This window comes from Geofilum sp. OHC36d9 (genome assembly GCF_052400685.1).
Classification (GTDB): domain Bacteria; phylum Bacteroidota; class Bacteroidia; order Bacteroidales; family Marinilabiliaceae; genus CAZHHH01.
In genome coordinates, this window is sequence record NZ_JBQTGJ010000004.1 from 171352 (window position 1) to 184792 (window position 13441).

Here is a 13441-nt window from a genome sequence, read left to right on the forward strand (position 1 = left end):
AATTTCTCAATATAAATAATTACAGGCACATAACATCTACAAGAAAAAGCCATTTTTCCGTTCACTTCGACTCCAAAATGGCCATTTACGACAGTAAACTTTCATTTTTCAAGTCTAAAAACGAAACGACTTGTAAAAAATCATAAACACCAGTAAAAGTGGGGGCATAAAAAGTCCATACGACTGCCAAAAAGCAAATCATTTCGTATAAGAACCTCAAAAAAGAAGTTGACTTTTCGGCCCCTGGCGTTTTCAGAAAGTGCTACTTTTAAGATTGTCATTATTCACCTGATAAGGGAGTAATGACAATCCGTTTAAGTATATATTATAGGAAACCTTATAACAAACTAATAAAGGGGGCCATAAGTAGCACAAGCCTTAAAATCAGCGCCTTCCTTATCGGTACCAAAAGAGGCCCATGCACCTGGTCTGAATATCTCTGCGTCATCGACATTATGCATGTTAACAGGGATTCTCAACATAGAAGCCAACGTAATGAGGTCGGCCCCAATATGACCATAACTAATGGCGCCATGATTCGCACCCCAATTGGCCATGACGCTGTAAACATCTTTAAAAGCCCCCTTCCCGTTAATACGGGGCACAAACCAGGTCGTAGGCCAGGTAGGATTGGTACGCTGGTCCAAAATGGCATGCACATCATCGGGCAATTCAACCGTCCATCCTTCGGCGATCTGCAAAACCGGACCAAGACCTTTTACGATGTTCACACGACTCATGGTCACTGGCATTTCACCTTTAGTTACAAATTGAGAAGAAAAGCCACCACCCCTAAAATATTCACGATCAGCCTGAGGCCATTGTGTGTTCTCCAGACATCGGCTCACTTCCTCCCCGGTAATTTCCCAGAAAGGTTTCATAGCCGGTTTTTCATCGGCATCGCGCTGCTGTGCTGTTGCATCCAAAGTGGTAGAACCGGAATTGATCAGGTGAATAATCCCGCCTTTAGCTTTTCCGGTCAGTTCTTTACCTGTAACTCTTTTAACAGCCGCCGGGCTCCAGTAAGTTCTCACGTCAGAAAAAATTTGGGCGGTGTTTGACAGCAAATGTCCAAATAACATGGCCACCCCATTTAAACTGTCGTTTTCGGTAGCCAGTACAAAAGCTTCACGAATGCCATTCCAATCAAACGAAGAGTTTAACATGGCCTCGGTAAAATCGGCATTAGGCTGATAGTCGGTCCATTGACGTTGCCCCTGAAAGCCACCTAAAATAGCATTCCGGCCCAGGCCTTCTTCGCGAAATCCTCTGTCCACCAACTTCGGATTTCCAATCATCATATCACGACAAATCAGAGTCATCTTCACCACTATTTCCCACTCATATTGTTTACGAGCGGCATCGGCTTTATTTTTCGGCTTATTACAATCGAAGCCCTCTTTACAATGCTCTTTGGTCCAGGCCAGTGCTTTCTCAAATTCTTCGTGATCAAAAATGCCTTTATCAATTCTCCGGAGTATCTCCACTGATTCAACAAATTCGGTGCGAATGCCCAGATACTCCTGAAAGAAATTGGAATCGACCATTGACCCGGCAATCCCCATGGAACTGTAACCAATAGACAAATACGATTTACCTTTCATTTGAGACAAGGCCAATCCGGCCTTGGCAAATCGCAGGATTTTTTCCTGAACATCATCCGGAATGGTTTCATCACCGACGTCTTGCACATCGCGTCCATAAATACCAAATGTAGGCAATCCTTTTTGCGTATAACCAGCCAAAGCGGCTGCCAGATAAACGGCTCCCGGTCGTTCAGTTCCGTTAAATCCCCAAACAGCTTTCGGCACCAGCGGATCAGTATCCATAACTTCGGAACCATAACACCAGCATGGTGTAACAGTAAGAGAAACCCCGACATTTTCTTTTCTGAACTTATTGGTGCACATCGCCGCTTCGGCTACCCCTCCAATGCAAGTATCTGCAATTACGCATTCTACTTTCTCACCACTGGCGAATCTCAGGTTTTCCTCAATAAGACGCGCAGCCGATTGGGCCATAGCCATAACCTGATCTTCCAATGATTCACGAACGCCTTGCTCACGGCCATCAATTACCGGACGAATACCTATTTTAGGTAAATCGCCAATTAATCTATTTGCCATTTTTGCTCTGTTTAAGATTAAATTAACTTCTTTTATAACTGATATAAAAGTAGTACCAATAGAACACTCCATAAATGTTAAAAATTGGTATTTTTGTATCTAATTTAAACATCCGTCTCTAATGAGCATCATTTTTAAAGTCCCCGACAAAGGAGATCCCTCCAATATATTACAACTTTTCCCGAGTTATAAACTACAATTGTTATGTTGCCGATACTGGTGGCTTCGAAAATGGGAATTCAGACAATTATCGTTTCCCTATTGGAGAATGTACTGGAATAAACAGGACGGTGCGCATATATCCTATAACGGAACAGAATACCCCCTAACGAAAGACAAAATAATGCTCATTGCGCCAAACACCGCTTTTGCAACCAGACTTTATTACACAAACATTCCCAATAAAGGTTATGAATTGGAAGGCAACCGCGCTGACGAAACAATCAACGAATCACAACTGGTTTCACAAGGGTGCATCATGCATTTATTCATCCATTTTAATATCGGAATGCCCTACGACAATATAGCACCCGGAATCTTCATCTTTGATATTAATTCACAGATCGATCAAAAACTCAATATCATTATTGATCATTTACATAAAAACGCGACCCGGTTTAATTTCTTTTCAGCTTTAACAATCCAATCGCTTATCAGTCATTTACTATCCAACATTCCCGAATCGAACTGGAATACCATATCAAAAGATCATCGGATTCTCGAAATTTTGAGCTTTATTGACAACCATTTGTATGACAAAATTTTAAATGAGACTCTTGCTGAAACCGCAAAGTTATCGACCAACGCATTCACCCGTCTCTTTAAAAATGAAGTAGGGATCTCGCCACAGCGATATGTGAGGCAAAAACGCATTGATAAAGCCTGCGTATTATTGCATCACTCCGCACTGACCATAGACGAAGTTGCATCTCAATCAGGATTTGCCAACAGGTATCACTTTTCCCGGGAGTTTAAATCACAAACCGGCCTGCCACCAGCCTTATATAGAAAAGAATTAAGATAAACGATTATCGTTGTCAAACAGATCGAATCATCTTTAACAAAATGGAAATAAGCAACAGAAAAAACAAATCTCAGAATTCGGAAAAATAAAGAATATTAATATTTGTTTTTCACTATTGTCCGGTAAAAAATATATTTTCCATTTAAGTGCTCAAGCCGCACGGGCTTTTACTTTTTTTACTCATTGAAGTTTTTATTTCAACGGTATTCGTGATCCGCTTCGCTCCACTACAGCAAAATTTTGCGTTTAGTGAGCGCAGTGTGCAAACTTGTTTGCAACAATGCCGAACGTAGCAAAATTCAATAATATTAAATTTTGCGTTTAGTGAGTGCAGTGTGCAAATTTATTTGCGACAATGCCGAACGTAGCAAAATTCAATCACATTAAATTTTGCGTTTAGTGAGCGCAGTGTGCAAACTTGTTTGCAACAATGCCGAGCGTAGCAAAATTCAATTTATTAAAATGCCGCCGCTGCAAGTAATTTCCTAAAAATCAATTTCATTGTCTAAAATCCGGGAACTCGCTTCGCTCAGACAGCCCGGATTTCTTTACGCCAATAAAATTGATTTTCTTAACGGAAATTCCTTGAGGCGGAAAGCAACCCCAATATCTCCTAAAATCTCTGGCTCGCACATTGAAGCTGGGTTCTAATCATTTCTCTAAATTTTTACCGGACACCAATATTTGTTTTTATATTCTTCAAACAGTATTAAAACCGCCCCGGTGTTTTCAATAAAATATTTGCAGTGTAAACACCCATCAATCCATTTGTAAATAAAACATAACACACCTATAAAAAACACAACAATCTTCAAAAAACATATCATTTTTAAAATACGCCCCCTCAAAACAAGGTGCAAATAGCAAAAATACATAAATTTGTGACACACCCCTATTTACATAACCAGCAAAACCTAAACTTCTCTTTATGCAAGATTATTATAATTCTTTGGAAAATGATTGCTCTTTGGGAAATGATTGCTACGGAATGAAAGGGCTCAACCTATTACTGGAATTCAGTGATCTGCTTGGAGACAAGGATATAGACCTGAATCATGTTATCGCACAGTTGGGAGATCACCTTAATGCCGAACGCATTATACTGGCAATTCTAAATCGTGAAAACGAACAGATTTTCATTGAAGGCGCATACCAAATCAACGACGAAGAAAAAGAACAAATAAAATATAACCCAGGTCAAGGGGTTATCGGCTCCGTCATTCAAAGTGGAGAATCTGTTTTGATTCCCAAAATAGCCGATTCCAACCTCTTCCTGAATCTTACCCATTCCCCTTTAACGGTAAATGGTGAAGACGTTTCTTTTATATGTGTTCCGATACGATACAAAAATCATATTATTGGTTCACTCAGCTTTCATAAAGTATATAGTAAAAAACGTTTATTCGACGAAGATGTAAGACTTCTGCGCATTGTTGGCTCAATGATAGGCCGGGCCGTACGACGACGTCAGGAGTATGCGGAAGAACTTGAACAGTTGCGTCAGGAAAACCAAATATTGCGAGGCGAACTTAATGGACATATACAGGCTAACTTCATTGTTGGCAACAGCGGAAAAATGCACGATGTTTTTTCGCTGATTGGAAGTGTCGCCAATACCGATGCCACCGTTTTAATACGAGGCGAAAGCGGGGTTGGGAAGGAGCTTATTGCTGATGCCATTCATTACAACAGCCTTCGTAAGGAACAGCCCTTCATAAAAGTAAATTGTGCCGCCTTACCCGAAAATCTCATCGAAAGCGAACTGTTTGGCCATGAAAAAGGCGCCTTCACCGGTGCCATTGGAACCCGTATTGGCCGATTCGAAGCAGCACATAGCGGCACCATCTTCCTGGATGAATTTGGAGAAATTCCGTTATCAACCCAGGTAAAATTGTTACGTGTACTTCAGCAAAGAGAAATAGAAAGAGTTGGAGGTACAAAATCGATCAAAGTAGATGTTCGAGTTATTTGTGCCACCAACCGGGATCTTGAAAAGCTTATTGCCAATGGGGGATTCAGGGAAGATCTCTATTACCGGATCAATGTTTTTCCCGTTTATGTGCCGGCTCTGCGGGAACGCATCAATGACATCCCGATGTTGGCAAATCATTTTATTGAAAAATTTAACAAACGGCATAACAAAAATATTAAAAGGATTACAACGATGGCCATCGATATGTTAATGGTCTATCACTGGCCCGGAAATATCAGAGAACTTGAAAACTGCATGGAAAGGGCGTGCATCCTTTGCTCCGATGGTGTTATCAGAGCACATAACCTCCCTCCCACTCTTCAGACGGCGGTTTCGAGCCGCACCTCCGAGAGTGGCAGTCTGGATTTAATTTTAGGGAAGCACGAAAAACAACTCATTATTGATTCGCTGGTTTCAACCAAAGGAAACATGTCAAAAGCGTCTGAAATACTAGGCATCACTGAGAGAATGATGGGCATTAGAATAAAAAAATATGAAATAGATCCCAAACGCTTTAAAAACAAATAGAAATATGCCAAATCAGTCTGTTGAAATTATTAAATGCAACTTTAAGAACCCTGATCACACAACCGCTTTTATTGATCTGCTGAATGAATATATGGCACACCCCATGGGCGATACGACAAAACTTACCCAAATTCAAAAAGAAACATTAATCCACGAACTGAGCATTCACCCAACAGCATGGGTATTGCTCCTAAAATATGATAATAAAATAACAGGTGCGGCCACTTGCTTTAAAAATTTTTCAACATTTAAAGCAGCCCCATTTATAAATGTTCACGACCTGATCATCTCACAGCATTACCGTCGAAAAGGACTGGCACGCAAACTATTATCCGGCATAATCACCATGGCCAAAGAAGCTCAGTGCTGCAAAGTAAACCTTGAAGTGCGAGCAGACAATGAAGCCGCCATGGCTCTGTACCGGGGTATTGGATTTGGCGAGTGCAATCCGCCCATGAAATTCTGGCAGCTACCGCTTGATTAGGGCTTTTCTGTAAAGTCGACAGCTTCGTTAGACCTACCACAAAAACAATCATTTACAAACAGTTGAACTTTCTTGCATAATCTAATTAACAATGGTTGAAGCCAAGATTATTCAATTATTTCATTTTGGTAGTAACAACCTACAGCACATAAACAATAAACAACTACAAACAAATCAATTACAACAAATGGCAAACTATTTGAAATAAAAGTTCACCTAAACCATTAAAACTATTTTGCCATGAAAATTTTCATTCCAGTAACCGACAGTATTAAGAAACGGTACAAAATTGCCAGTGGGGTAAATGAATCGGGTACCGTTTGTATTTTTAACTCTGACGACAACCAGTTAACCTGGTACGAATCAAAAAATAACACCTCATCTTTTCCAGATATGCTTGCAGATCTGAAATCGGCAAATATTACAGACATCATCATAAATAAGGTATTTCCTCTTGCTTTAAAAATCCTGACCAATAACGGATTTACAGTCTATAAATCAGTCGGGGATGATTTAATAACCAATCTGGAACTTTTAAAGATGAAATGTCTTCCTATTTATCAGCTGGAAGAAGCATTGACAGAGGAAAATTCATGCTCGCATACATGCACGTCATGTTTATCATCGGAGTTCTGCCAAAACTAATCGTTAAAAACAAACGTCATGTCTATAGCCAATGCCACCACATTTATCAGGCAATTCGAAAACGACACCGAATTAAGAAAGCTATGCAACAGTTGTCGCTCGCAAAAGGAACTACTTAAAATACTGGACGATAAACAGCTTGGCTTTTCCGAAGACGAATTTAACGATGTACTGAATTCATTGCTTGTAAAATGTCAATCGTATGAACAGGCCGGTTACATTGAAGAGATAAAACGATGGTTCATGATGTTTAAATAGAATCTGTCCATAAAGTCCAACTTCTGCGTTACGCTTGCTCTCAAAATGGTCATTTACGGGAGTAAACTCACATTTTTCGAGCTGCGCAAGCCTTAAAATGGAACATTTCTTATCAAGCACTTGAGTTTTCTTGCTGACATTAATTAAAAACGAAAAATGAAAGATTCAAACCATACCATAATATTTCGCGACCTCGACAAGGTAAAATTTATTATAAAAGATGCCGCAGCTCTTGACGTAGCATACGCCTATGACGATCTGGTATTTTCGGAAGATGCCGTGTTTATAATTCAGTATCACGAAACCAACCCGGACATTTTTTATTGTTGGTTTAACACTGAATGCTACGAACCTGTAAAACAGCAAATACGAACCAACCTAAGCACCACGGCAAGGTTAAACAAATTAGAAATAAACTATGCCGGAACCTTTGAACTGCTTGAGTCGGAAGGAGAAAATGAAACCTTCAAATTAAAATTTATGGCCGGAGAATAACAACACTCCGGCCACTTAAATAACACAACCAACATAATAATTATTTTAAATCAGCACATCGCCGTTCCACAAGCTGCTTAATAACTCTCATCCCTTTTGTCATTTCCTCCAAATCGCTATGCGCCGGCGTGCGATAGCCAAAATCTTCCAAAGAACAGATGCCCTCAAATTTACCAACCAAAACGCAAGTCTGCTTCATGCTGTCAGTCAATTCCGCTTCCAGTTGTGAAGCCTCCCGAAACAAACCAATAGGGACGTGATTAGAAGGCAACTCCTCATAGCAAGCCATCAGTGCTGTAAAATATTTTTCTAGTGCCATTAATGCCAGGTTGTATTTCAAATCGTTATTAAACCGTGTGCCATTCAGGCTTTTTTCCAATGCCCCGAAATAACCATTTGCATAAGCCAGGTGCTTCCGTGCCTCCTCAACATAAACATCTTCCATTCCAATTGTTTCCATAATGATTGTTTTTAATTAACAATACCCTACCTAAATCATATTTCAGGCCAGCTTTTTTTCTATTTGAAATTTTCTTTTTCAAAAACACACAGCAACCTATACTACAGCCATTTAACAATCAAAAACGCGCCTCTTATTTTCATTATGATTGAATAAAAAAAGTCACAACAAATATACGTTCCGCCAAAAACCACCTAAATGTAATTTTCGGTTCATTTACATACTAACAGGTATTAAAATTTGATTCAACTTATTTAAATCAAATTAAAACAACATCTGGCAGCAAAAACAAATCACTAACAAACAGTTAGTTACAATAAACAAAAGATCCTCACAACAACATTCCTTTTATTCGGCACACTAATTTCAATAGGGTAAAACAACAGGCGAAAAAACAGCCTCAAAAAACAATAAACGAACACAAATTATTTAAACCTAATAGATATGAGAAAAATTGCAATTTACGGGAAAGGTGGAATCGGTAAAAGTACCACAACCCAAAACACAGTAGCCGGCTTAGCCGAAATGGGGAAAAAAGTAATGGTAGTAGGTTGTGACCCCAAAGCCGACTCAACGCGATTGCTGTTACACGGATTGGCCCAAAAAACAGTATTGGACACACTTCGCGAAGAAGGCGAAGACATTGATCTGGACGACGTCATGAAAGAAGGATTCGGAACAACCAGTTGCGTCGAGTCAGGCGGTCCTGAACCGGGTGTAGGTTGTGCCGGACGAGGCATTATTACCTCCATCAATTTACTGGAACAATTGGGCGCCTACGATGCCGACAAAGAATTGGACTACGTGTTTTACGATGTACTGGGTGACGTTGTTTGCGGCGGTTTTGCAATGCCAATACGCGACGGGAAAGCCGAAGAAGTGTACATTGTTTGCTCAGGCGAAATGATGGCAATGTATGCCGCCAACAACATTTGCAAATCCATCGCCAAATTCGGTAAAGCCGGAACCGTTCGCCTGGGTGGCTTAATATGTAACTCACGTAAGGTTGACAACGAAGACAGTTTGATACAGGAATTTGCCAAACGACTGGGAACACAAATGATTCATTTTGTACCACGTGATAATATGGTACAACATGCCGAAATCAACCGAAAAACAGTAATTGACCATGCGCCCGAACACAATCAGGCCGATGAATACCGGTCGTTAGCAACAAAGATAAACGACAATACCAATTTCGTAATTCCGACGCCACTGGCAATGGATGATTTGGAAAAACTACTGATTGACTTTGGTGTGATGAATTAATGCCAGAGCTTTACTAATTACTCATTTCAACACAACTAAAACTCTGTACTATGTATTTGTTAAGAGCAATTATACGCCCGGAAAAATCACCCGTCGTATTAAAAGCATTATTTGATGCCGGATTTCCGGCCGTAACAAAAATGCCGGTTTTTGGACGAGGCAAACAGCGAGGGCTGAAAGTCGGTTCGGTAACTTATGATGAATTACCCAAAGAGATGCTGATGTTGGTGATCCCCGATAAAGACAAGGATTTTGTCATAGAAACGATCCTCACCTCAGCCCGATCAGGAGAAGAAGGTCAATTTGGCGACGGCAAAGTCTTTGTAACTCCGGTAGAAGAAGTGTACACCATTTCGTCAGGCCGAAAAGAAGCATAGACAGACTTTGAATGAGTTCATTCTGAATGGTAAAATTTTGACCGGGTTAAACCTACCTCCCGCACCATCATTTCACCATTCACTCATTCGGTCGAAAGTCTTTAAACGCTATGGAAGAATTTGAATCCGGCTTAATACATTATTAATTCAGGTATTCAGACATCTCATCATTAAAAAAACAGACATATGAAACTAATATTAGCCGTAATACGCATCGCAAAAATGCAGGAAACGAAAGCTGCGCTATCAGAAGCCGGACTACCATCGTTCACTGCCATGGCTGTCTTAGGGCGGGGCCAAGGAAACGGAGATCTGGAAAAAGCGGTGGACGTAAGCCCTCAACTACATGAGTTAATACCCGAAACGCCACGATTCAAATCAAAAAGACTAATAAGTCTGGTTGTTACTGACGATAAAAAAGAAATCGCAGTAGAGACGATTATAAAGGCCAATCAGACCAATAAATCAGGTGACGGAAAAATATTTGTGACCGACACGATTGATTCCTTTGGCGTACGCACCGGCGCATCAGGCGATACCACATTAGACTAAAAAAATAGAGGAGGACTAAATTATGGGAAAAGATATAAAAATTGACCCCGAAAAATTCAGGGATGCGGTAACGGAAGCCTATCCCCAAAAAGTAGCCCGAAAAAGAGCCAAAGCCATCGTGGGTAGCAATCCGGAAACCATACCGGAGATACAGGCAAATGTGCGCACGGTTCCGGGTATTATAACACAAAGAGGCTGTACCTATGCCGGCTGCAAAGGCGTTGTTTTAGGCCCCACACGAGACATACTGAACCTGACACACGGACCTATAGGTTGCGGTTTCTACTCATGGCTGACACGGCGTAACCAAACCAAACCGGCCACCGACAGCGACGCTAACTATATGACCTACTGCTTCTCCACCGACTTACAGGATTCAAACATCGTATTTGGTGGTGAAGAAAAACTGAAACAAGCCATCAGAGAGGCCATGGAATTATTTAACCCTAAAGCCATAGGAATATTCTCAACCTGCCCTGTTGGATTGATTGGAGACGACGTTCACCGTGTAGCCCGCCACATGGTTGAAGAGTACGATAACAAACCAAACATTTTCGGTTTTTCGTGCGAAGGTTACCGCGGCGTATCACAATCGGCCGGTCACCACATCGCCAACAACCAGCTTTACAAACACCTGATTGGCCGTGACGACAATGTTACCAGCACCTGTAAATACAGAGTCAACCTGTTGGGCGAATACAACATTGGTGGAGATGCCTTTATTATTGAAGACTTGTTTAAAAGATGCGGCATTGAATTAGTTGCCACATTCTCGGGTAACTCAACGGTTACACAATTTGAGCAGGCACATACGGCCGATCTGTCAATGGTAATGTGCCACCGTTCCATCAATTATGTTGCCGAAATGTTAGAGACCTCATTCGGGATACCATGGATAAAAGTAAACCTGATCGGCGCACAAGCAACGGCCAAAACATTACGCAAGGTAGCTGCCTATTTCGAAGACAAAGAGCTCATCGAACAGGTTGAATCGGTCATTGCAGAAGAGATGGCCAAAGTAGATGCAGCCTTGCCGGAAGTATTCCCCTTAACCAATGGTAAAACGGCGATGCTCTTTGTAGGCGGTTCACGGGCCCACCACTATCAGGAACTATTTGAAGAACTGGGCATAAAAACACTGGCAGCCGGTTACGAATTCGGACACCGCGACGACTATGAGGGACGACGTGTTATACCCACCATTCGGGTGGATGCGGATACCCGTAACATTGAAGAGATTAAGGTAACGAAAGATGAAAAACGGTACAAAGAACGTATTACCAAAGAAAAAATCGAGGAACTGGAAAAAGCCGTTGATCTCGATTACAATGGGTACAATGGTTTGATGGCCGACATGAAACCCGGCGGATTGGTTATCGACGACCTGAGTCACCATGAGATGGATAAACTTATAGAATTGTATCATCCTGACATTTTCTGTGCCGGTATTAAAGAAAAATATGTAGTACAAAAAATGGGTGTCCCGCTCAAACAGCTTCACAACTACGATACAGAAGGACCTTATGCCGCCTTCGAAGGTGCCATCAACTTTTATCAAGACATCGCCAAGATGCTCACCACTTCCATTTGGAAAGAGATAAAAGCACCCTGGGAGTCGGAAGAAATGGTAGAAGCTGTTTATGCCTGTTAAGCGTTGTGACTGCGGAGAAAATAGTTTCTATAAAAATAAACTTCCACAGCACAATGTCTCACATGAAAACCCTGTTGTTGATGCATTTATATCAAAAAATAAAAAAAAGGGATTTTCTCGCAGACAAAACAACACAAAACAGGACATGGCAAATCCGCTACTTTAATCTTTTTAAAACCATTGATTATGTTATTACGACACACCACTGCAAAAGAAATAGACAGAAAGGCACTAACGATCAATCCAGCCAAGACCTGTCAGCCGGTAGGCGCCATGTACGCCGCATTAGGGATACATGGTTGTTTGCCACACAGTCACGGGTCACAAGGCTGTTGCGCCTATCACCGCAGCGCTTTAACCCGTCATTTTAAAGAGCCCGTAATGGCTGCTACCAGCTCATTTACCGAGGGCGCCTCCGTATTTGGCGGCTCAGCCAACTTGCTACAAGCCATTAACACAATATTTTCGGTGTACAACCCCGAAATAATTGCGGCTCATACCACGTGTCTTTCAGAAACCATAGGTGATGATATGACACAAATCCTGAACAAAGCAATTGATGACGATATTATTCCCGAGGGTAAGAAAGTTATCTATTGCAATACGCCAAGCTACGTAGGCACACATGTTACAGGTTATTCCAACCAGGTAACGGCCTTTGTGAAATTTTTCTCCACTGCCACGCCCAGGAAAAAAAATGTGATAAATCTGGTGGCAGGCTGGATGGAACCTTCGGATATGCGGGAAATAAAACGTCTGACAAAAATGCTTGAAGCCCGAACCATAATGTTTCCGGATATGAGTGATGTTTTGGATGCTCCAATGGATGGCAAATTTCACATGTACCCGACGGGCGGAACAACGCAGGAAGAATTAACGGCCACCGGCGACAGCAAATTTACCATCGGCATGGGGCCATACTGCACTGAAGGCGCCTGCATCGCACTTGAAAACAAATGCAAGGTAAAATACGAAATGGTAGACATTCCCATCGGGCTAAAAGCCACCGACCGCTTCATGATGTCACTAAGTCGCCATGCCAACATCCCGGTTCCAGATGCCATAACACATGAACGCGGCCGATTAGTAGATTTGATTGCCGACAGTGACAAATTGCTTTATGGCAAACGGGTGGCACTATGGGGCGACCCCGATACCTTGATTCCCTTGTGCGAATTCCTCGTGTCGCTGGATATGAAACCGGTTTATGTGGTAACAGGAACCCCCGGCAAAATCTTTGACGAACGCATGAAAGCCATTCTGAAAGATATTCCGGAAGCTAAATTCAAAAGTGGCGAACGGGCCGACATGTTCCAAATGCATCAATGGATTAAACAACAAGGGGTGGACTTGTTAATAGGCAATACCTATGGCAAATACATTGCCCGCGACGAAGACACGCCGTTTGTACGCATGGGATTTCCCATAGCCGACCGTCCCGGACATAACTACATGCCTAAAACAGGCTACAACGGTGCTGCCAATCTGCTCACTCAAATGCTGAGTGCCATGCTCGACCACCGCGATCGCACCTGTGCTGAAGAAAAAGTTGAATTCCAGATATAATAAACAGGTAGAAACGCACGGTCGTGCGTTTCTA

Annotated in this window: 13 protein-coding genes; 11 read left to right on the forward strand and 2 right to left on the reverse strand. The window is 41.7% G+C overall.

Annotated elements, in window-relative coordinates:
- Positions 1-347: 347 nt before the first annotated feature.
- A complete protein-coding gene (locus ACT3CD_RS06900; protein ID WP_444644210.1) occupies positions 348-2126 on the reverse strand; it encodes an L-fucose isomerase in 1779 nt (592 codons plus the stop codon).
- Positions 2127-2247: 121 nt separating this feature from the next.
- On the opposite strand from ACT3CD_RS06900, the gene ACT3CD_RS06905 reads away from it, so the two are divergent.
- The 6 genes from ACT3CD_RS06905 to ACT3CD_RS06930 all read left to right on the forward strand — a co-directional run bounded on the left by ACT3CD_RS06905 (position 2248) and on the right by ACT3CD_RS06930 (position 7532).
- Positions 2248-3150 carry a helix-turn-helix domain-containing protein gene (locus tag ACT3CD_RS06905; protein ID WP_444644212.1) on the forward strand — a complete coding sequence of 301 codons (903 nt, stop codon included), beginning with the start codon at positions 2248-2250 and terminating at the stop codon, positions 3148-3150.
- Positions 3151-4078: 928 nt separating this feature from the next.
- Entirely contained in the window at positions 4079-5650 is a 1572-nt protein-coding gene (locus ACT3CD_RS06910; protein WP_444644214.1) for a sigma 54-interacting transcriptional regulator, read from the forward strand.
- Between the two features lie 4 nt (positions 5651-5654).
- A complete protein-coding gene (locus ACT3CD_RS06915; RefSeq protein WP_444644215.1) occupies positions 5655-6134 on the forward strand; it encodes a GNAT family N-acetyltransferase in 480 nt (159 codons plus the stop codon).
- 240 nt (positions 6135-6374) lie between these two features.
- On the forward strand, positions 6375-6779 hold the full coding sequence (locus ACT3CD_RS06920; protein ID WP_444644217.1) for a hypothetical protein: 405 nt from the start codon (positions 6375-6377) through the stop codon (positions 6777-6779).
- 18 nt (positions 6780-6797) lie between these two features.
- The gene (locus ACT3CD_RS06925) at positions 6798-7037 is read left to right on the forward strand and encodes a Nif11 family protein (RefSeq protein WP_444644218.1); all 240 of its coding nucleotides are present in this window, start codon (positions 6798-6800) and stop codon (positions 7035-7037) included.
- 156 nt (positions 7038-7193) lie between these two features.
- Positions 7194-7532: a hypothetical protein gene (locus ACT3CD_RS06930; protein ID WP_444644220.1), complete on the forward strand. Its 339-nt coding sequence runs from the start codon at positions 7194-7196 to the stop codon at positions 7530-7532.
- Positions 7533-7572: 40 nt separating this feature from the next.
- On the opposite strand, the gene ACT3CD_RS06935 is transcribed toward ACT3CD_RS06930, so the two are convergent.
- Complete coding sequence (locus ACT3CD_RS06935) at positions 7573-7992, reverse strand: hypothetical protein (protein WP_444644222.1); 420 nt, start codon at positions 7990-7992, stop codon at positions 7573-7575.
- A 444-nt stretch (positions 7993-8436) separates the two neighbouring features.
- Between ACT3CD_RS06935 and nifH the strand changes: the two genes are divergently transcribed.
- From nifH to ACT3CD_RS06960, 5 genes are all read left to right on the forward strand, one after another.
- A complete protein-coding gene (gene nifH / locus ACT3CD_RS06940) occupies positions 8437-9261 on the forward strand; it encodes a nitrogenase iron protein (RefSeq protein WP_444644224.1) in 825 nt (274 codons plus the stop codon).
- Between the two features lie 50 nt (positions 9262-9311).
- Positions 9312-9638 (forward strand): P-II family nitrogen regulator, encoded by a 327-nt coding sequence (locus ACT3CD_RS06945; protein WP_444644226.1) that lies wholly within the window; start codon positions 9312-9314, stop codon positions 9636-9638.
- A 186-nt stretch (positions 9639-9824) separates the two neighbouring features.
- Positions 9825-10190: a P-II family nitrogen regulator gene (locus ACT3CD_RS06950; protein WP_444644228.1), complete on the forward strand. Its 366-nt coding sequence runs from the start codon at positions 9825-9827 to the stop codon at positions 10188-10190.
- Between the two features lie 22 nt (positions 10191-10212).
- A complete protein-coding gene (locus ACT3CD_RS06955; protein WP_444644230.1) occupies positions 10213-11841 on the forward strand; it encodes a nitrogenase component I subunit alpha in 1629 nt (542 codons plus the stop codon).
- Positions 11842-12027: 186 nt separating this feature from the next.
- Positions 12028-13407 carry a nitrogenase component 1 gene (locus ACT3CD_RS06960; RefSeq protein ID WP_444644232.1) on the forward strand — a complete coding sequence of 460 codons (1380 nt, stop codon included), beginning with the start codon at positions 12028-12030 and terminating at the stop codon, positions 13405-13407.
- Positions 13408-13441: the final 34 nt, after the last annotated feature.

What these genes read in the sequence shown, in the direction of transcription:
- ACT3CD_RS06930 (WP_444644220.1), top strand. Translation starts at nt 7,194, where the DNA reads ATGAAAGATTCAAACCATACCATAATATTTCGCGACCTCGACAAGGTA.
- ACT3CD_RS06920 (WP_444644217.1), top strand. Translation starts at nt 6,375, where the DNA reads ATGAAAATTTTCATTCCAGTAACCGACAGTATTAAGAAACGGTACAAA.
- ACT3CD_RS06905 (WP_444644212.1), top strand. Translation starts at nt 2,248, where the DNA reads ATGAGCATCATTTTTAAAGTCCCCGACAAAGGAGATCCCTCCAATATA.
- ACT3CD_RS06915 (WP_444644215.1), top strand. Translation starts at nt 5,655, where the DNA reads ATGCCAAATCAGTCTGTTGAAATTATTAAATGCAACTTTAAGAACCCT.
- ACT3CD_RS06945 (WP_444644226.1), top strand. Translation starts at nt 9,312, where the DNA reads ATGTATTTGTTAAGAGCAATTATACGCCCGGAAAAATCACCCGTCGTA.
- ACT3CD_RS06910 (WP_444644214.1), top strand. Translation starts at nt 4,079, where the DNA reads ATGCAAGATTATTATAATTCTTTGGAAAATGATTGCTCTTTGGGAAAT.
- ACT3CD_RS06935 (WP_444644222.1), bottom strand. Translation starts at nt 7,992, where the DNA reads ATGGAAACAATTGGAATGGAAGATGTTTATGTTGAGGAGGCACGGAAG.
- ACT3CD_RS06950 (WP_444644228.1), top strand. Translation starts at nt 9,825, where the DNA reads ATGAAACTAATATTAGCCGTAATACGCATCGCAAAAATGCAGGAAACG.
- ACT3CD_RS06925 (WP_444644218.1), top strand. Translation starts at nt 6,798, where the DNA reads ATGTCTATAGCCAATGCCACCACATTTATCAGGCAATTCGAAAACGAC.
- ACT3CD_RS06900 (WP_444644210.1), bottom strand. Translation starts at nt 2,126, where the DNA reads ATGGCAAATAGATTAATTGGCGATTTACCTAAAATAGGTATTCGTCCG.
- nifH (WP_444644224.1), top strand. Translation starts at nt 8,437, where the DNA reads ATGAGAAAAATTGCAATTTACGGGAAAGGTGGAATCGGTAAAAGTACC.
- ACT3CD_RS06955 (WP_444644230.1), top strand. Translation starts at nt 10,213, where the DNA reads ATGGGAAAAGATATAAAAATTGACCCCGAAAAATTCAGGGATGCGGTA.
- ACT3CD_RS06960 (WP_444644232.1), top strand. Translation starts at nt 12,028, where the DNA reads ATGTTATTACGACACACCACTGCAAAAGAAATAGACAGAAAGGCACTA.